This window comes from Candidatus Woesearchaeota archaeon (assembly GCA_030651135.1).
In the GTDB taxonomy this organism is placed as follows: domain Archaea; phylum Nanobdellota; class Nanobdellia; order Woesearchaeales; family JACPBO01; genus JACPBO01.
In genome coordinates this window covers 112,864-130,953 of sequence record JAUSCS010000009.1, presented here as the reverse complement: position 1 = coordinate 130,953, position 18,090 = coordinate 112,864, and the positions used below count along the sequence as shown (strand labels likewise).

Here is an 18,090-nt window from a genome sequence, read left to right as displayed (position 1 = left end):
TTCTAATAAGCTCCTATATATATTTTTCTATGCTATTCGTCTTTTTCCCAGAATTCTATTAGCCTGGTTTTTCATAGAATGGCATTATGGCGAATATGGTATTTAAGGTTAATTATTTTCACTATTGAAAATAAATACGAAAAATATTTAAATCAAAGCAGAAAAGGAACAATATGCCACGAGGACGCCCGGTAAAAAGCGAGATAAGGCAGAACATCATTGAGATTCTTTATTTCATTAAAAAAGGATATGGCTATGACATTTATAGAATTTATAGAGAAATATTTCCAAAGGTTACAATGCGCTCAATTTATTATCACCTTAAAAAAGGGATGCAGACAGGAGAGATACAGATTGAGAAAGTTAAAGTAGAAAAAGGAGAATACTCATGGGGCAATGAAGCTGAGAAAGTGTATTATGAGCTTGGGAAAAAAGCAGAGCCGAAGGGCGATGAGAGGGTTAAAGCATATTTGGAGAAGAAAAAATGAAGAAAGCGCAGATAACGATTTACATAACGCTCGGAATTGTGCTTTTGGTAGGAGTAGCATTCTTTATTTATTCTTATTATTCTTCAATAGAAGAAAAGCTTGAGGCTAAGTCAGAGGAAACAAGGCAATTATCGCCGCAGGAGAGGGCTATAAAAGAATATGTCGAAAGCTGCCTCGGCTTGGTTGGCAAAGGTGCGTTGGTTGAAATCGGGTTTGGAGGAGGCTACCTAGATCCGCCATTTTATGCATCAAATTTCTTTTTCGATATTGCTTATTTGTATTATGATGATCTGGTAATTGTTCCTTCAAAAGAAGAGGTTGGCAAGGAAATTTCCAAATATATCGATAGAAGCATAGATGGCTGCATTAACTTTAGCTTTTTGGCTGATTTGGGTTATAATGTTACAAGGGGGAATATAAAAGCAAATACAGCGATTTTAGAAAACAAAGCAATAATTACACTGAACTATCCATTGAAGTTCCAAAGGCATGACAGCACCTTTACAGTCTCTGAATTTTCAGCATCGCATAATGTAAGATTAGGGCATATACTTGATATTGTAGACGATATTGTTGGGGATGAATTAGACCATCCAGAATGGATTGACGTGGAGAAGCTCTCATCGTACGACGTTGATGTCAGCATAAGGGGCAAATATCTGGATACAATAGCTTATTTTATGATTGACAATCAGTCAAAAATAGACAATTCACCTTATATATTTGTTTTTGCAACCCAGTTTAACACAACAAAATACTTCCTGCCCGAAAACAATGCCCCGCAATTCAAGGATCTAAAAAAAGAATTTAATATCAGCGCTGGGAAGGGATTTTTATATAAAGTGGAAGCGTATGATCTGGAGAATGATACAATTACTTTTGAGTCTGAAACAACAATGTTTAACATTAACGCGGTTACAGGCATAATAAGCTTTACACCAGCTGAAATAGATAAAGGGCTTCGCCTTGTTCCGGTTTATATAGCGGATTCAAAAGGTACTGTGAACTATGCATTGCTGAGGTTTAATATAAAATGAAGAGGTTAATTTTTGCAATATTGGTTATTTTGCTAGTTGCTAATGTTTACGCCCAGGGAGAGCAAGTAGACTGGAGCAAGGAAGAGTCATGGACTCCTGAAAACATTATGGCGCATAAGCAAGAAGCTTTTACTAAAAATCCAGATATGGCGGTTGAAAAAACCGAGGGATCCATTTTAGTGGACAAGGACATAAGACAGAAGTATTTCACGCAAGGGGATATTGGAGAGCATATAACAAAATATCCGACTTATGCGCAGCAGCATTTTCAACCGGATAATCTTGGCGGAGAAGGCGGAAAAGCTTATTTGAAATTCAAATCTAATGGCAATGTTGAATTTGATGGCGAATTCGAAAATGTAAACGTTAACGATAAGAAAATACAAAATACCCAGGGCTTCTCGATTCAGGACATTTCGTCTTTTCCAAAAGGAACGAAAATAAAGCCGAATGGGGAGAATGGGTTTATTGTAATTCTTCCAAATCAGAATGCGAATGGAATCGTTTTGTCTGGAGGAGCAGAGCAGAATATAAACTTCAACCAGCAGACAGGAAGCCTTGAGATAAATGACAGAGGAACAATACACACTGTAAATAATCGTAATGTGGCTGAGATTGTGCATGAAAATGGGAAGTACAAAATCCAGATGGCCAATGGAGATTCTCTTGTTATTGACAACCAAAATGGCGGCGTGTTTAATATTGAAAAAGACAAGGTGCAGATGACTGAGGGCATGAAGATAGGTTACAAAATAAAAGACAATAGGGTTGATGCCAAGATAAATGGCAAGACGACATTGGAGTTTAGGAATGGCGGCTATAAAATCACAGGCGATTTTAATGCAATAACTGACACAAAAATAGGCATGTTAGATGTGCCGAGCATTGTTGAAGATATTATCGGGAAAGAGCTTTCAAAAGATGCAGTGAAAAAGGATATTAGCTTGTGCTTTAAATGCGGCGAGGAAGTATCTGACAGAGCAGTTATAATTGAAGATTCAAAAATCCTGGTTGGCGGCAAGACCAGCGTAAGCTTGGAAAAGGATGGCGAAATTATTGGAACTGGCGGCCTCGTGGATGGTGTTGTTTACGCAATGGATGACAAAGGCGTGAATATTGTAAAAAGGCCGTCCCTTGACGAGTTGAGGGGTGCTTTAATGGACGAGATAAATGAAAAAAGAGAAGATTACGCAAAAAGAATAAAAGAGATTACTGGAAAAATTGCGAAACTCAAGGAACAAGACAAGCTTTCTAGCGAAGACGAAAAACATCTGGGATTTTTAGAAAGAACTCACAAAACACTCATTAAAAATGTTGAGGAATTGCCTAAACCACTTACAGCTCAAGAAGCCAGAGACATAATTAAAAACAGTGAAGAAGTGTATGAAATACGAGGAAAGGGCAGATATAGTGTGGATGATTTTAAAAAATATAAGTCGGATGTGCCCTTATTGATGGCTGTAAACTTAAAGGGGAGCCAGATATACGCGACAATGTTGAACACGCGGGTTGAGGAGGAAGAATACAAGATTTACGCGAACAAGATAGACATATTCTCAAAGCAAATGCGCGTCGGCTCTAAAGTGCCAATCGAGCCAATCGAATTTGGATTTAATGTAAAAGGAAAACAGATGTGGGAAATCAGTGATAACAAGCTTTTTGAGGTTGCTGGAAAGAAGAGCAAGAATATTGATTTTTATACTGATGTGAACTTTTGGGTGACAAAAAATACAATCTCTTTTGATGCTGATGTTAGCACAATGTTGGCAGATCTTGGCAAAAAAAATCTTCCTTTTGGTGCTATTGTAGAAGGACCTCTTAAAAGCTATTTCAAAGACAGAAATATTCAAATTGGAGATTTGGCTATAACTGAGCAGGAGATAGTACTACGGACGAATATTGAAGGCCAAAGAGGAGTGATAAACTACGCTAGAAATAAGCCAGAGGAGTTGATTTCGAAAATAGACCCAACAACAATTATTGAACAGGACTTGGCAAATAGTGTGCGTGATGCAGTATATACTGCTGATGAAAAGGGATTAAAGTCCTTTAGCGATGTTGTTGACAAGCTGGCTGCAAGCAACATGATACCGGGGTCATTGGCATCTGCAATAAAAGATGGCACAAAGGACTCTCTAAAAGAGCTTCAATATTCAGAAAAGCTGAGCAATATTGAAAGGATTACTGGACTGACAGCGACCATAAATCAGGAAAAGGGCAACAAGAATGAAGCTCTCTTCAATCTTGTTTTGCATGGTATACCTGAAGATATTCCAATTAAAATAAAAATAAATACTCGAGACATCAATTTGATTGATGAGACAGCGAAGCATGTTGGGATGGTCAACCAGCAGAAAAGCATAACAGATGTTTTCAGGATACTGGTTGAATCTGATGTCAAGAACAAGATGATGGAGATCGGATCTTAGATTATTTCTCTGCTATATGACAGGTAAATATTGCCCTGCCTTTCTTGCCATCTTTAAGATAACGTATTTCTATAATTGTACGAAGACCTTCAGGTGTTGTGTCGAATTTATCCAGTTTATGATCTATGATGCCATTTTTAACATCGAAATTTGGTGAAGATGATTCTGCTGCCTCTACCTTTCCACCTAAAAAGTCATTTAGGTCAAAATAGAGTTTTTTCCCAACAACATATTTCCCCAAGTAATGCCATTTAGTTCCTAAGAGTTCTGGTATAGTGCTTTCCAGCGCCTTAGGTAAAACAATATCTGTTAAATTTTCAATAGTCCCAGATTTTTCAGAATAATCAATTTCGAGTTCTTTTTCATTTGATTTGATGGCGGGAATGTTAGCATTGGCACTATTCAGATATCCGAAAAAAGCTAATGCTGTTGCCAATCCTAAATAGCGCCCTTTCATGCTTAATATCATATAAGAGCTACTATTTAAATCTTTCGGTTTTTTGTCACTTTCTGGTGGTTATATTTTCTTAAAGAAGCCGCACAGAGCAAACGCCTCTCTTCTTGTGAGCATTGATTTTCCGATAACCCTTTTCCAGATCTTCTTCTGGGTTTCTTTTTTTGCTTTTGTCTGGAAAGTCATTTTGTCCAATGCTCTAAAGACGTAATTCAAAACAACTTCCTTGTCTTTTTTATCAGCAAATGCTATGTTTTCGCCTATTTTGCTGTTTTTTGAATTCTTGAAGATTTCATAAAGCAGAATTGCAGCAGCATGGCTTATGTTTAATGCCGCGTATTTTGGAGAAGTGGGAATTGCAACGATAAAATCACATTTCTGAATTTCTTTGTTGTTAAGGCCAGCGCCATCTCTGCCGAATAAAAGTGCTATCTTTGATTTTTTGGTGTTTATTTTTTTTAAAATTTTCAAGAATTTTTCAATATCGAGAGGAGATCTCGGAATGTTGTAGTCTGTGCCTATTCTTGAAGTTGTTCCAACAAGATAATCAAAGCTGTTTAAATAAGAAAAATTCTTTATTTTAGCATTTTTCAGGATTTTTGAGGAAGAGTGCTTTGCCCTCAATATGGCTTCTTTATCGAGATGATCGCATTTTGGGCTGATTAAAATAAGATCATTAAAATCAAAATTAGCCATGGCTCTGGCAATTGCGCCGATGTTAGACGGGTACTCTGGCTGGATCAAAACGATTGACAACATAGAATAAGAGAATGATGAGGGTTATTTAAATATGGCGTATTTTTATTTTCCTGAATAATGTATCAACGCATCAATTTTCTTGTTTTCTTCTTTGGTTAATTTGAAGTCAAAAATATTCTTATTCTCTTTTAGATGCTGTACATTGCCGGATTTGAATAATGCAACAACATTCTTTTTGGATATCAGCAAATTCAAAATTATCTGGGCTTCTGTTTTATTGTATTTTCTTGCTAAAGCGGATAATAGGATACTTTTTTCTTTTGTTAAACTTCCTCTGCCAAATGGTTTGTACGCAATCACCATAATATCATTTTGCTGGCAATACAGTATAGTCTTTAGGTCAATAAATTTTGCCCAGAGGTTATATTTTAACTGGTTGGCAACAATTGAATGCTTTGAATATTTTTGCGCCTCTTTCATTTGTTTCAAATTGAAGTTGCTCACACCGATATTTTTTATAAGGCCATTATCAACTAGATAATTCATCGCCTCCATTGTTTCTTTAATGGAAATATCAGGGTTTGGCGCATGTACTAAATACAAGTCAATATAATTTATGCTCAAGCGCTGTAAACTTTTTTTCGCAGAATTAATGAGGTCATCATATTTGAGATGTTCTTTGGCAACTTTCGTTGTGATGAACAATTTTTTCCTATCGAATTTTTTGATTGCTTTGCCAACCAATTCTTCTGTATGCCCTCCACCATAGATTTCAGCAGTATCAATGTGCGAGTAACCCATGTTTATGGCTTCTTGAATTGCTTTGATATGTTTATTATCCTGGCTGTAATCTGGCTTGCAATCTTCTCCACCCATTCCATAAGTGCCTATTGCCAATACCTGAAGTTTAAAGCCATTTGACAATCTTTTGGTCTGCATGAATAAAAGAAAATTAGTGGCTATATAAATTTATTTAAGTTGATTGCACATTAACGGCATTAAATGCCCTTCGTTCAAAACAATCCCCATACTTTCAGATAATGCCCTGCCAAACCGACAACAAGGAGAAGGACGAACAATATTGTTATAAATCCCCATACTTTGTTTGCCTTCTTCTTGTCCTTCATTATGTTGTGCAATGCAACCTGCAGCATTCTTCCGCCGTCAACTATGCCGAGAGGCAATAAGTTAGCCAGGCCGATCAAAAAGTTAAGTATAAAAAGCCATTTGAACAATCCTTTAAACCAGTAATATGCAGGAGAAATTGATTTGTATTCATTCTTTATCATTCTTTCATTTTTTATGCTGTTTAAGTTAACGCCAAAATAGCCTGCTCCCTTCAAATCAGGGTGCTCTATTGTTAAAACAGAATAAGTTTTGCCTTCTACACTGCCTAAAACAACAGTCTGGTTTGGCTTCAGGCTGAGCATCGTTCTTAAGAATAAAAGTGATTCAGTACCATTCACATTATCTATTGAATTGAAAATCATGCCTGACTGTATTCCGGCAATTGCGCTTGGAGCTGTTGCGTTTGGAACAGAAAATGAGAAGCCAACTGGCTCTGTAATCTTTATTTCAAAAGGAGCATAAGCAGATGGATTCCACACATATGGCATCAGCAAAAAAATAATAAAAGCCAGGATAATATTTGCCATTGGGCCTGCTGCAAATACAGAATACTGCACAATGTCTTTTCTCTTGACTAATTTTTTCTCATCAGGCTCGACAAAAGCTGCTGGGATTACAGGCAGGAATATTGCGAGAAAGGCAAATCCGCTGCTTTTAAGATCAAGATCATGCGCTCTTGCAACAATTCCGTGCGCGAATTCATGGACAATGGCGAGGATGAAAATAGAAATTATCCAATACCAGAATGATAAATAACCAATGCCCGGGATTGAGGTGCCCGGCAGAACAAGAACAAAGCCAGTGTCAACAGCAGCAGGCTTTATTAAAAACATGATTATGACAACAATTATTGCAACAGATATATAGACCATGCCTAAAAAAGCAAGACCGATAAAGGTATAGCCTAAAAACTGCACAAGATTTCTGCGCTTTTTTGCAACGCTGTTCATGAATTTAAGCCCGAAAGAAGTCCTGTACATGATCATGTAAAGCGCAGGATAAACAATTTTTTCAATGGAAATTTTATCTCTTTTTTTGTATAAGAAGAAAGCCATTAACAATACAAACACGCTTATTGAAACAATATCAGCAACATTCATTCTTATTTCTTCCTTTTAGGCCTGAATGCCCTTCCGTGGCATTTCCTGCACTTGATCTTGCCAGCAATTATTTTTAGATTTGAAGAGCTGATTACAGTGTTGCATCTCCTGCATACAAACTTGTTGCGGAAAATCCTCATATCAGCTTCTGGAAATTTTACCATTTTTAACCTGTTTTTATCTGCTTCATGACTCTTTCATCCAAAACAGTCCAATAAAGCACATTAACGCCTTCTGTAATCTGCTCCTTTAGTTCTTCCGGAACCTTTAAATCAAAAGTTTCGAAAGTCTCAGAGTCCATTACATTTGCAGCATCGCCGTGTATTGAAAGCACCTGCGCAGTCCTTTTGTCTATTATAGGAATGTCAACCATGTCCTGGCCAGGCATGACAATCTGCCTGCTTTTGCCGTCCAATATGCCTTCAGCATCAATCCTCGCTTTTGAATGGCCGTGCTTTCCCGGCTTCGAAGTCTGAGTGCCATTGACAACGCATGCTACGCCGTCTATTATGATGTAATTGCCTTTCTTCATTGAAACAGCGTTTGCCTGCCTTATCTCTCCCATCATATCACCTTTATAATACACTTGAAAGTTATTGTTTTATTTATAAGGTTTTTGTTTTCACTTTATAAAAAGCTCCTCTGGATTATTATCTTATAGACTTCTACGTTGCCGAGAACATAGGTTTCAATTGTTACGGCAATGACAAGCACTATAGCTGCAAACACAAACAATATTAATGTGTTTTTTATTATCCTGAGGAATTTTTCTGAGAAAAAGCTTTCTTTGATTATTGCTTTTGATATAATGCCGCCTGCAGATGCTGAGCAGAAGTAGGAGAATGCTTCCAGGATCATGTGCGGGAAAACAACAACAAAAACAATTATGAAGTAGATGAATGGATTCTGGCCCACATTCAAGGCAGCTGTTTTAGCCAGATTTCCGAATATGGTGCCCCACACAGAAGCATTCCAAACAAGCAGGAAGATTGCGCCATCTCCGAAGATGAAGGCGGCGATAAAGCACAATATCAAAACACCAAGATTGTTGAAAAAAATGCTTTTGAACAGGCCTGAGCTGAATACTGCGCCGCCTGTTGTAGCGCCGTAAAGCACATCAATCTGATTTTTGAAAATATAGTTTGTTGCCAGGCTTGGCAGGACCAAGGCAAAAATCGAGAATGACAATAGAATGCCTAAAAATAAAAATACATAGACCTTGAATATGGTCTTATGATCAAAGAAAAATCCAAACAAGCTGAAGCCTTCCTTCTTGCTCTCAGTTTCTTCTTCGCGCTTTAGCAATTTCCTCAATGTCGGCACGATCATTATTGCAGTGAAGGCGACAGCAACAATAGCTGGATCCTCCGGAAACAGGATAAGCGCGGCTCCAATGCCGATAACTGAATAAGCAAGGCCCATTACAAATGCAATTATTGAATGCTTTTCAATGAATTCCAGCGAGTAAAGCTCTTCTAGCATGATATTTAATTTTGGTCAAGGTGGTTTATAAATGTTTTTAGTTTTTATGCTGTTTAAGCAAATCTAAACACATCAAAAACCCTTTTTCTGGATATCAGATGGGAGATCCTTTTTTCCATTATTTCAGAATTCTCAAATTCTTTCTCCCTAATCCTGAATTCTTTTGTGTGAGAATAATTCCTTCCATTCCTGTTTTCAAACTTGTGCTTCTTGTGCAGCGATTCATGGTACATTATGTAATCAAGCAGATCTAGGTTTTTTTCAAATACCCTGCTTATTGTAATTGTGTCGCTGCCATAATCATAGCAGCCTAGCTTTGTTTTCGAGTGAGAGCCCCATTTCAGATTTGGCTTTTCAATAAGGCTGAAAAAATATTTTTCATTTACATCATTGAAGCTTTTTTCAAGAACAGGATCAGAATAAACCTTTGGGATGGCTATGTGGATCTTTTTCATGAATATATTGTACATGTCGATGTTTATCGTCTTTTTTTTAGCTTTAAAAATCTTCAAAAGCAATGATTGCATCAAGCCGATCTGAATTTCCCTGTCAACACCCCTCCATTGTTTGCTCAGGTTTATTTCAAGTTTTCTTAGAAGCCTGTTGAACCTTATATTTGCATTATAGCCGTTGAACCTTCCCGAATATTTTAATGAAGAACTGAAGTCAGGCTCTTTTTCAGGATAAAGCCTTTTGAAGGAGTCTGTAATGAGATCCATTTTACCTTACTTCATACCTTAGTATCGCAGCTATCTTCCCTATATCTCTCAGCTGCACACCCTCTCTTGTTTCAGTTGAGATCATCATGACTTTTGTGCCTACTTTTTCAGCTTCTTTTTCAAACTCTTCAACAACAGAATCTTCGCAGTCCTCAGACAGAAGCAGAACATCAACTGCGCCCATTTTCAGGTCATTCGTAACTTCTTCCCTGCCATAGCCGACCATTCCCTGCTTTGTGGCCAGCAACTCGAAGAATCTGGCCATTATTGCCTTTTCTTCTGCAATGCCCTCCTGCGCAAGAATATCCTGGCATTTATCAAGCAATTCCTGCAGGCCGAACTCATCTGTGTAACTAATGTCTTTTATTGCAATTATTTTCTTTTTTAAATCGCCCGTTATGTAATCGCCCTCAACTAATTCGTATTTTGTCGGGCCAGGGCCTCCAATCAATATACCCTTCAGCTCGGTTATTTTTGTCAAAAATTGATCCTTCATATAATCAGCAACTTTATGATAGAATTCCTTTGCTGCCAATTCACGGTTGCTTTCAAATCTTTTAGCGCTCTGTCCTCCGCTCTTGTACTTTCCAGGCACTGTCGAGTGAGTCCTGACAAGCGGAATAATTGCCTTTCCTTTTAGCATGGCTATTGTTCCATCTCTTCTATCCATGACAACCAAGCCATACACTTCTTTTATTTCAAGCATATCTCTCAACGGATCTAAAACAAATTCCTTGTCGCATCTGTAGATTCTTATCTTTAAAGGAACTGGCGGCTCCAGGCTCCATACCTTTATGTCGCTCTGGCCTTCCCTTTCAGCAACATTGCCTGAAAAAACAGCCAAGCCATTTTCCGGGGTTCTTTTGAAAAGCTTTAAATGTTGGATCATCCTTTCCAATGCATCAATTACATTCTTTCTTGTAGAGGTTGACTTTATGTTTGTGGCAGTGCCTTTCTCCTGGTCAAGATGCTGGATTATTTTATTGAGATCGTATTCCTGCGGAACATAGACGCTGACCATTTCTGTATGCCTGCCTTTATACTGATCTAATTCCTTTATTACTTTCTTCAGCTTGAATTTCAGCTTTGCGTCTGCCATAGGCGATAAGAAAGAGAAGGGATTTATAAAAGTTTGTATGTCGTCATTTTATTCAATTGTTCTTAAAAACTGCCTTGCTATCTCAGCAACATTCTCGTCTGACCTGATCCCGGTCCAGGGATCTGCTGCAGATACGATGTTCACAACAACTATATTTGCGCCGTTGAAGATTGCGCTTCTTGCTTCCCTTAAGTCAACACCGCCGGCAGCAGAGATCAGAACATCATATTTGCTCTTTATTTTGGCTATGTGCTTGTATTGTATTAGTTTGCCTCTTGTTGTTTCTTCGTCTCTGCCTTTGTGGAGGATAACAACTCTCGGAGGCTGTTTTAACTTTAATATGGCTTTCAAAGGCTCTTCGACATTGATCATGTCAATCATTGAATCCATGCCAAACTCTTTGCATCTTTGCAAGAATAAATTCTTTGTTTCAACTGATGCGCTTCCCAAAACTGTTGCTGCAGAAGCTCCTGCGTTATAGGCAAGGTCAACTTCTTCTAATGCGCCGTCCATTGTTTTCAGGTCCGCAACAATCTTGCCGCCCCATATTTCTGAAATTCTCCTTATTCCTGCAAAACCCTCTCTTTTAATAAAAGGAGTTCCTGCTTCAATCAGAATTCTGTCATCTTCAGGGATTGCAGGAAGAATCCTATTTATCAATGCCAGGTCGTCATTGAAAGCTATCTGTAAATAACGGGTTTTGTGATCCAGCATTTAAGCATCTCCTATTTCTTAGTGAATTTTTTAATCAGGCCTGCCGTATCTGAAGGCAGAAACAAAACAATTTTTTCTGATGGATCTGCTGCAATGTCCCGTATAGTCTGCAGGGTTCTAAGGTGAACAGCAGCCGGGCTTTTGGATAAGTTGTCAGAAGCCTTTCTCAGATTTTCCGAAGCTTCCAGCTCTCCTTCAGCAGCAATAATAACTGCCCTTCTCTCCCTTTCTGCTTCAGCCTGCTTTGCCATTGCCCTTTTCATTTCAGCCGGAAGCTCTAGTTCCTGTATCTTTATTGATTCTATGTCAACACCCCAGCCTGAGGTTTCTGTATCGACTATCTTTTTAATGCTGCTTGCTATCTTTTCTCTTTCTGTCAAAACAAAGTCAAGCTCTGAGTTGCCAATAACATCCCGTAATGCAGCTTGCGTGTATTGTTTCACAGCATATTCAAAATCCTCGATCTTTATGATGGCATCTGCAGGCTTTTCAACTTTAAAATAAACAACTGTGTTTGCAAGAAGCGGAATATTGTCTTTTGTAATAACTTCCTGGCGAGGGATATCTGCAGTTTTGATGCGAATATCAACCTTCCTCATATTTTGGATTACGGGCATGACCCATCTTAAGCCAGGATCTTTAACATGGCTGTATCTTCCTAAGGTAAAAATAACCCCTCTTTCATATTGGTATAACAGCTTGATCCCTGATAGCAAGAAAAAAAAGATTATTGCTCCAATGACGTATAGCGCATATGGCATTTAGACCACCTCTTTAGTTGATTTTTGTTATAGGGCTATGCTTATTTTTAAATGTTTGGTTCTGAATGGCTTTTTGACTGATTTATTATCAATTCTAATTGCAAAACATCCACGAGGAATTCAACTATCTTTTTGATATGGAACAGGATCCTTATCTCAGCTACAGAGTTTGTTTTTAACAATCTGCCCATTTCTTCCTTTATTTCGTTTCTTTTCTGGTATATTTTAAGGGCACTCTCATTGCTGAATTTGTAATAATTGTCATGCACATCCCTCAATAAAGAGTTTGTTCTTTTTATCATGGCTGTTATTTTTTTATTTGCAGACCAATCCCTTGAAATGTCTATATACGAGTCGCTTATATTTTCCACATTCCAGATTATGCTGTGAATATAGGTTGTTTTATCAAAATCTCTGTAGCCTTTTCTGCTCAGTATCCTTAAACAGGCGTAGAGAATCTTGTTTATTGCCCAGTCCCTTGATTCAAGGCTTTCCAGCAGTGCTTTGTCTTTATTTTCTATTCCGTTAAGGCAGTCTTCTGTCAGCTGGAATATCATGAAAAAAGCCCTTCTCAAAAGATTGTCAAATTCATTTTCCTTCAAGTCTGCAATATCCCTTATTATGCAGCTTTTTTTTGTCTGGCTTATCACAGTGAGGCCGATCAAAGAGCCCGATATGTCTTGTATTAACTCCATCTTCTTAGGATCGCTGAATAAAAGCTCAATTTCTTCAATGCCCGATATATAAAAAGCATTAATGTATCGGTAAAGCAGTTTTCTCTGCAGAGCTGAAACTTCCAGAACAGCTTTTTCCTTTTTGAACGGCTTTTTTGTTGACAAAAGAAGATTTTTCCCCACTTCCTCGACATTTATCTCGTCTTTTGCTTCAAGGCTGAATTTTTTTGTCCAGGAAGAAGGCAATGACACAGTCAAAGTTGCCGCTCCCTGCTTTATTATTCTTCTTTTCATGCAGCAACTATGGCTGTGGCTGTATTTAAAGCTTTCTAAAGAATATAAGAATATACCAGAATATATACTATAATAAAAAAGAATATATTTTTTCTTTTCCATGCAGATATCAGGGAGGTTGATGAAAATGGAAAAGCCCAAAATAAAAATAATAGGTTGCCAAGGTAAATTTGACAAAGCAACAAGAGATTTAGCAAAACAAGTTGCGGATGAATTAGGAGTTTCATCTAGTCAGTTACTTGGAAATTTAGAAAGAAATGTGCAGAGAGTTGCAGGAATGAGAAAATCTGATGTTGGTAAATATAGGGTTCTTGGAATTGATAAATTTGATGGTGGCGATTGGGTTCATGGAGAATATGATTCAGCAGATGAAGCATTGCGAGAAGCAAGAAAAATGACAAGAGGAGCAATGGAATCAGCATCGGATTCACATGTTGCAACTGTTTATTACGCATATGATCCAAAAGGAGGATACCTTGGCGGGGATACTTGGAATTTAGAATAATGCTTTTGAGCCCGTTCGCTTATTGAAATTAACAATTAATGTACTGCCCAGAAAGAAGCAGAGGGGTAGAATCAGAGTGATTAAAATGGAAATGCATTTGGAAAAAGCAGAAAGATTTGCAACAGAAAAACATAAAGGAGGTTGATGAAAATGACAAGGATACTGCCTGAAATTAAAAACAGACCGAGCATAGGAGTAAAAGCTACAAATGAAGGGCATCCCAATTATGATGCCATAAGGAACGAAGAGCCAGAAAATGGCTTTTTATTGAAGTGCGGCGTTTGTGATCAAAAGGCTGCGGTGGTTGATATTTATAAAAAATATAAAGAGATGAGAATATCAAGTGCTTTGAGAAGTTTTGTAATAAAAAGCAAGCAACTTGAAGACATTATTATTTCTTTCAAAAAAAAGGATCTTGGTTTTATTCATCAATATCTTATCAACTGCAATGGCCTTGATGGATATTGCCCTGATTGCAAGAAAGTTTATTGCCATGATCACTGGCAACTTAACTCGATTTTTGATGGGAGTTTCTCCGATTACACAAAAGGGGAATGCCCTAAAGGACACAAAAGAATATTGGATGATTAAAATGGAAATGCATTTGGAAAAAGCAGAAGAATTTGCAATAGAAAAACACCAGGGCCAGTATAGAAAATACCCTTCAGATGTGCCTTACATAACACATCCCGGGGGTGTTGTAAAGATCCTTAAAATGATGGGAGTCAATGATGACATAACCTTGTCAGTTGCATGGCTTCATGATGTTGCAGAAGATTGCAATGTAAGCTTGGATGAAATAGCAAGAGAATTCAATGAGGAAATTGCTGATCTTGTAAAAATATTGACAAAGTGCGACAACAAAGAAGAATACGTAAAAAGATTTCTGAATACAGACAGAAGGGCGCAGTTGATTAAGCTGGCGGATGTTGCGCATAATTCCGGCAATATAGGCTCGGCATTGAGCAATGAGAAGGCAGAGAGGTTCAAGTATTTTTGTGAGAAGTATTATCTGCCTTTGGCTGAAAGAATCTGCCCAAGGCTGTACAGCGAAATCAAAAATAACCTGAATTAATTTTTAACTTCAAAATACCCTTTCCATACTATATTTTAAACTTTGATAATGTATTTAAATGCAGATGAATGCTTTATTTTTGTTCTCCTATGAAAATAAAAATAAAAAAGCTAAGCAAAGATGCGAAACTGCCTTCATACGCGCATGAAGGGGATGCCGGCTTGGATCTTTACTCTGATGAGGATTTTATTCTGAAAGTCTGCGAAAGGGCTGCAATCAAGACAGGAGTGCAGATTGCAATTCCAAATGGCTATGTGGGCTTGGTTTGGGACAAGAGCGGAATTGCGCTGAATAATGGCATTAAGACAAAAGGCGGAGTTATTGATTCTTCATATAGGGGGGAGATAAAGGTTGTAATGGTTAATCTTGGAAAAGAGGATTTTATAATCAAAAAAGGGATGAAGATAGCCCAGATGCTTGTGCAGAAAGTTGAAAAGGCTGAACTTGAAGAAGTTGAAGCATTGGATGAGACAACAAGGAATGAAAAGGGATTCGGAAGCACAGGGCTGTAAAAAAAGAGGTGATTTTAATGAAGGACAAAGAGAAGACAAAAAAGATAAGCTACAAGACCATAGTTAACAACAAAACACTGGAAGGGTTTTTTGATAAGAAGGAAGATGCTAAGAAAGCAGTTGAAGAATAGTTTTTAAAACAACAAATTATAAAAACAAACAGCTATTTCTGTGCCTTATGGAGGGGTATATCAGCGATATAGTTGTCAAGAAGGATCTTTGCACTGTTAATTTTGCAGGCTGCGATTTCAAATGCCCTTTCTGCAGCAAGGCTGAGCTTGTGAATTTTGACAAAAGGTTCCTGAATGATTTAAAGATCATAAAAAAAGACATTAAAGCAAGCAAGTCAGGTTATGTTGTTTTTTCCGGCGGAGAACCATGCCTTCAGAAAGATGCGCTAATCGAATTAATGTCTTTCTGTAAAAAACTAAATAAAAAAAACATTCTTGAAACCAATGGCAGCAATCCGGATGTTATATTGGAGCTGATAAACAAGAAACTGGCTGATGTGATAAAACTGGATATTAAAGCTCCTTTGATTGAGAGCATATTTGAAAATGCGACAAGATCAAATACTTTTTTTAAAAAAACAAAAGAAATAATTGAAAACATCAAAAAAACCCTTAGGATTCTGAAGGAGAACGAATCGAAAGTTGATGTTGAGATAAGAACAACAATTGTGCCGTCGCTTATTTATAAAAAAGAGGATATTGCTAAAATCGGGGACGAGATAAAAGAGATCAACTGCATGTGGAGGCTGCAGCAGTTCAGCTCAGATGATAAGACAGTTGATCCAAAATTTGAGAATATCAAATCACCATCAAAAGAGTTTCTTGAGAATCTGAAAGCTTACTGCCTGAAGAAGAATCCGAATCTGAGGATTGAAGTTTAATAAGGCAATACTTTATCCAGTTCCTTTTTTATCTCATTGAAAACTTCTTCCCTTGACTTAGAAGCGTCTATTATTACAATGTTCTCGTTTGGAAGATCTTTCTTTAAATTCAAAAAATTATGCCTCAGCTTTTTCATGAATTCAAGATTTTCGAATTTCTCTGTTTCGCTTCTGTTTTTTATCCTGGCCAATGAAGCTTCAGGGTCCAGATCCAGGATTATAATTAAATCAGGAACTATGAACTTTGCATTTGCCTCGATCAGCTCTTTTTTATCTATCCCCTGAGTCTGCTGGAATGCAATGTTTGAATATTTATACCTGTCCATAAGAACAATCTGGCCTGATTTAAGTGCCGGGGCGATCATATTATCAACGTGGTGCTTCCTGTCTTTTATGAAAAGCTCAAAGCACATCTTGGCATTCTTTAGCGGATCTTTTTCCTCACGAAGCATTTTCCTTAATTCCTGCCCATAAGGGGAATAAGTCGGCTCTCTTGTCAATAATAAATGAGTGTACTGCTTTGTTTTTTCGAAGATGTATTCTGCTGACTTGTACAAATTGGTGCTTTTGCCAGTTCCATCCATTCCGTCGAAAACAATGAAGATTCCTTTTTGCATTTTTACCTTATTCTGCTCACATACAAATGGCCGCTGAAGTCTGTCAAAACCAATGGACCAGATTTGATATTTAAAGCTTTTGCCATATTCTGCTGCAGTGAAGCAATTGCATAAATATTCGGGACAAAAGCGCCCTCTCCGGGCAATAATTTTCCATCTTCTGTGACAGTTGCAATATGGTGGCTTCTATAGACGACATGGAATTCCAAAGCATTGTCCCTTATAACAGCCCATATGAAGTCAAGGCACGGAGGGCTTTCATTTCCCAGATCATCATTCGGATCCCACAATGTTATTAATGCCCTTCTTGTATTCGGATTTTGCTTTAGCAGAGCAATGATTTTTTCAGGCTGGTTGCCCCATTTTTTAAAAATCCTCTCATGGTATGTATAGACGAATTCGTCGAGTTTTTCTCCCCTGCCATTGAGGAATTCATCAAGGTATTTGTCCAGGTATTCTTTTGAAAAATTATCCGGGATTTTTTCAAGAGGGCATAAAATGGTTATTGCTATTGACCTGCATTCAATTGTTATGATGTTTCTTTGATCGAGTATTGTAGAGCCGTTTTTTAAGATAAACGCCACTGTGTTTTCCAAGGCATCTTTAAGGTTATTGGCTTGCACTGACTGGCCTACAGATGCAATGAGGTTTTTCTGCTCAAACTTGACATTCTGGGCAGAGCTTGAAAGATCCAGAATAAAAGGCTCTTCAAACCTTGCTCCATCGTCATAAAACATATCGTTTTTTATAGTGTTTGAGTGGAATTCAAGATTTAATTTTTGAAATTCATTTAAGCTGATTGCATTTTCCGGCTCTTGGATTAATTCCTTCAATAAGGATTCAATTTCATTATAATTATTTTTTATATTCTTTAAAATCAGTAAATCTGCCTGCTGCCTTATTCTTTCCAATGCTTCTTTCGGCACCTGCTCGAATTTTGGATTCGGCGCTTTTGAGCTGATTATAACATTGTTGTCATTAATGCCGTTTTTCCAGAAGTTTCTCAAGGCATCGACTAAGAGATGGCCATTATCTTCGCTTTCAAAAACAAGCAATAGAAGCTTGTTTATGTTCGGGTTTGAAAGGATATTTGCAAATGCATACCTTGCCCCATTTGTAGTGCGCCAGTAGCCAGTCAGCGCAGCATAATTTGAGAGCCTTTGAAACAAATTTCTTATATTTTCAGGGGCAACATCTGTTTTCCAGTTGTAAACAAATGCTATTGCAATGTTAGAATTAGGATTGCCTGCTATTACGTCGGCTGTGTTGAAGAGCTGGACTTTAGGGAGATCCTTGCTTTCAAAGTTTATTTTTTTTACATCTTTTTTCAGGAAATTGTCATAGCCGATTGTGACTAGTTTCATTATTGCCCCCCACGTATATTAACATAACACTATATTTAAATGTTTAT

22 protein-coding genes are annotated in these 18,090 nt (G+C 37.6%); 8 read left to right on the top strand and 14 right to left on the bottom strand.

The window, feature by feature from the left end; genetic code table 11:
- Window positions 1–173 precede the first annotated feature (173 nt).
- The 3 genes from Q7J54_05280 to Q7J54_05270 are packed head-to-tail and all read left to right on the top strand — an operon-like array spanning window position 174 to window position 3,954.
- Window positions 174–488, top strand: a complete 315-nt coding sequence (locus Q7J54_05280; GenBank protein ID MDO8740953.1) for a hypothetical protein — start codon at window positions 174–176, stop codon at window positions 486–488.
- The gene (locus Q7J54_05275; protein ID MDO8740952.1) at window positions 485–1,525 is read left to right on the top strand and encodes a hypothetical protein; all 1,041 of its coding nucleotides are present in this window, start codon (window positions 485–487) and stop codon (window positions 1,523–1,525) included. The genes Q7J54_05280 and Q7J54_05275 overlap by 4 nt, the downstream gene beginning before the upstream one ends.
- Window positions 1,522–3,954 (top strand): hypothetical protein, encoded by a 2,433-nt coding sequence (locus tag Q7J54_05270; protein MDO8740951.1) that lies wholly within the window; start codon window positions 1,522–1,524, stop codon window positions 3,952–3,954. Before Q7J54_05275 ends, Q7J54_05270 begins: the two co-directional genes overlap by 4 nt.
- Window position 3,955: 1 nt before the next feature.
- On the opposite strand, the gene Q7J54_05265 is transcribed toward Q7J54_05270, so the two are convergent.
- From Q7J54_05265 to Q7J54_05210, 12 genes are all read right to left on the bottom strand, one after another.
- Window positions 3,956–4,411 carry a hypothetical protein gene (locus tag Q7J54_05265; protein MDO8740950.1) on the bottom strand — a complete coding sequence of 152 codons (456 nt, stop codon included), beginning with the start codon at window positions 4,409–4,411 and terminating at the stop codon, window positions 3,956–3,958.
- A 60-nt stretch (window positions 4,412–4,471) separates the two neighbouring features.
- Window positions 4,472–5,167, bottom strand: coding sequence for an RNA methyltransferase (locus Q7J54_05260; protein MDO8740949.1), 696 nt, complete (start codon window positions 5,165–5,167; stop codon window positions 4,472–4,474).
- Between the two features lie 42 nt (window positions 5,168–5,209).
- Window positions 5,210–6,046 (bottom strand): aldo/keto reductase, encoded by an 837-nt coding sequence (locus tag Q7J54_05255; protein ID MDO8740948.1) that lies wholly within the window; start codon window positions 6,044–6,046, stop codon window positions 5,210–5,212.
- A gap of 74 nt (window positions 6,047–6,120) precedes the next feature.
- Window positions 6,121–7,335 (bottom strand): site-2 protease family protein, encoded by a 1,215-nt coding sequence (locus Q7J54_05250; protein MDO8740947.1) that lies wholly within the window; start codon window positions 7,333–7,335, stop codon window positions 6,121–6,123.
- A gap of 2 nt (window positions 7,336–7,337) precedes the next feature.
- Window positions 7,338–7,499: a 50S ribosomal protein L40e gene (locus Q7J54_05245; protein MDO8740946.1), complete on the bottom strand. Its 162-nt coding sequence runs from the start codon at window positions 7,497–7,499 to the stop codon at window positions 7,338–7,340.
- A gap of 2 nt (window positions 7,500–7,501) precedes the next feature.
- Window positions 7,502–7,900, bottom strand: coding sequence for a translation initiation factor IF-5A (locus tag Q7J54_05240; protein ID MDO8740945.1), 399 nt, complete (start codon window positions 7,898–7,900; stop codon window positions 7,502–7,504).
- A gap of 62 nt (window positions 7,901–7,962) precedes the next feature.
- Window positions 7,963–8,817 carry a stage II sporulation protein M gene (locus Q7J54_05235; protein MDO8740944.1) on the bottom strand — a complete coding sequence of 285 codons (855 nt, stop codon included), beginning with the start codon at window positions 8,815–8,817 and terminating at the stop codon, window positions 7,963–7,965.
- Window positions 8,818–8,870: 53 nt separating this feature from the next.
- Entirely contained in the window at window positions 8,871–9,536 is a 666-nt protein-coding gene (locus Q7J54_05230; protein MDO8740943.1) for a hypothetical protein, read from the bottom strand.
- A gap of 1 nt (window position 9,537) precedes the next feature.
- On the bottom strand, window positions 9,538–10,635 hold the full coding sequence (gene prf1 / locus Q7J54_05225; protein ID MDO8740942.1) for a peptide chain release factor aRF-1: 1,098 nt from the start codon (window positions 10,633–10,635) through the stop codon (window positions 9,538–9,540).
- Window positions 10,636–10,683: 48 nt separating this feature from the next.
- Complete coding sequence (locus tag Q7J54_05220; GenBank protein ID MDO8740941.1) at window positions 10,684–11,349, bottom strand: hypothetical protein; 666 nt, start codon at window positions 11,347–11,349, stop codon at window positions 10,684–10,686.
- An 11-nt stretch (window positions 11,350–11,360) separates the two neighbouring features.
- Window positions 11,361–12,110, bottom strand: coding sequence for a slipin family protein (locus tag Q7J54_05215; protein MDO8740940.1), 750 nt, complete (start codon window positions 12,108–12,110; stop codon window positions 11,361–11,363).
- A 47-nt stretch (window positions 12,111–12,157) separates the two neighbouring features.
- On the bottom strand, window positions 12,158–13,078 hold the full coding sequence (locus tag Q7J54_05210) for a hypothetical protein (protein MDO8740939.1): 921 nt from the start codon (window positions 13,076–13,078) through the stop codon (window positions 12,158–12,160).
- Between the two features lie 127 nt (window positions 13,079–13,205).
- Between Q7J54_05210 and Q7J54_05205 the strand changes: the two genes are divergently transcribed.
- From Q7J54_05205 to Q7J54_05185, 5 genes are all read left to right on the top strand, one after another.
- The gene (locus Q7J54_05205; protein ID MDO8740938.1) at window positions 13,206–13,583 is read left to right on the top strand and encodes a hypothetical protein; all 378 of its coding nucleotides are present in this window, start codon (window positions 13,206–13,208) and stop codon (window positions 13,581–13,583) included.
- 150 nt (window positions 13,584–13,733) lie between these two features.
- Entirely contained in the window at window positions 13,734–14,174 is a 441-nt protein-coding gene (locus tag Q7J54_05200) for a hypothetical protein (GenBank protein MDO8740937.1), read from the top strand.
- Window positions 14,167–14,658 carry an HD domain-containing protein gene (locus Q7J54_05195; GenBank protein ID MDO8740936.1) on the top strand — a complete coding sequence of 164 codons (492 nt, stop codon included), beginning with the start codon at window positions 14,167–14,169 and terminating at the stop codon, window positions 14,656–14,658. Before Q7J54_05200 ends, Q7J54_05195 begins: the two co-directional genes overlap by 8 nt.
- 89 nt (window positions 14,659–14,747) lie before the next feature.
- Entirely contained in the window at window positions 14,748–15,170 is a 423-nt protein-coding gene (gene dut, locus Q7J54_05190) for a dUTP diphosphatase (protein MDO8740935.1), read from the top strand.
- A 178-nt stretch (window positions 15,171–15,348) separates the two neighbouring features.
- Window positions 15,349–16,062, top strand: a complete 714-nt coding sequence (locus Q7J54_05185) for a radical SAM protein (GenBank protein MDO8740934.1) — start codon at window positions 15,349–15,351, stop codon at window positions 16,060–16,062.
- Here Q7J54_05185 and tmk read toward each other — a convergent pair.
- Window positions 16,059–16,679, bottom strand: a complete 621-nt coding sequence (tmk, locus tag Q7J54_05180) for a dTMP kinase (protein MDO8740933.1) — start codon at window positions 16,677–16,679, stop codon at window positions 16,059–16,061. The two genes, Q7J54_05185 and tmk, sit on opposite strands and share 4 nt — an antisense overlap.
- Window positions 16,680–16,681: 2 nt before the next feature.
- Complete coding sequence (locus Q7J54_05175) at window positions 16,682–18,043, bottom strand: thymidylate synthase (GenBank protein MDO8740932.1); 1,362 nt, start codon at window positions 18,041–18,043, stop codon at window positions 16,682–16,684.
- Window positions 18,044–18,090: the final 47 nt, after the last annotated feature.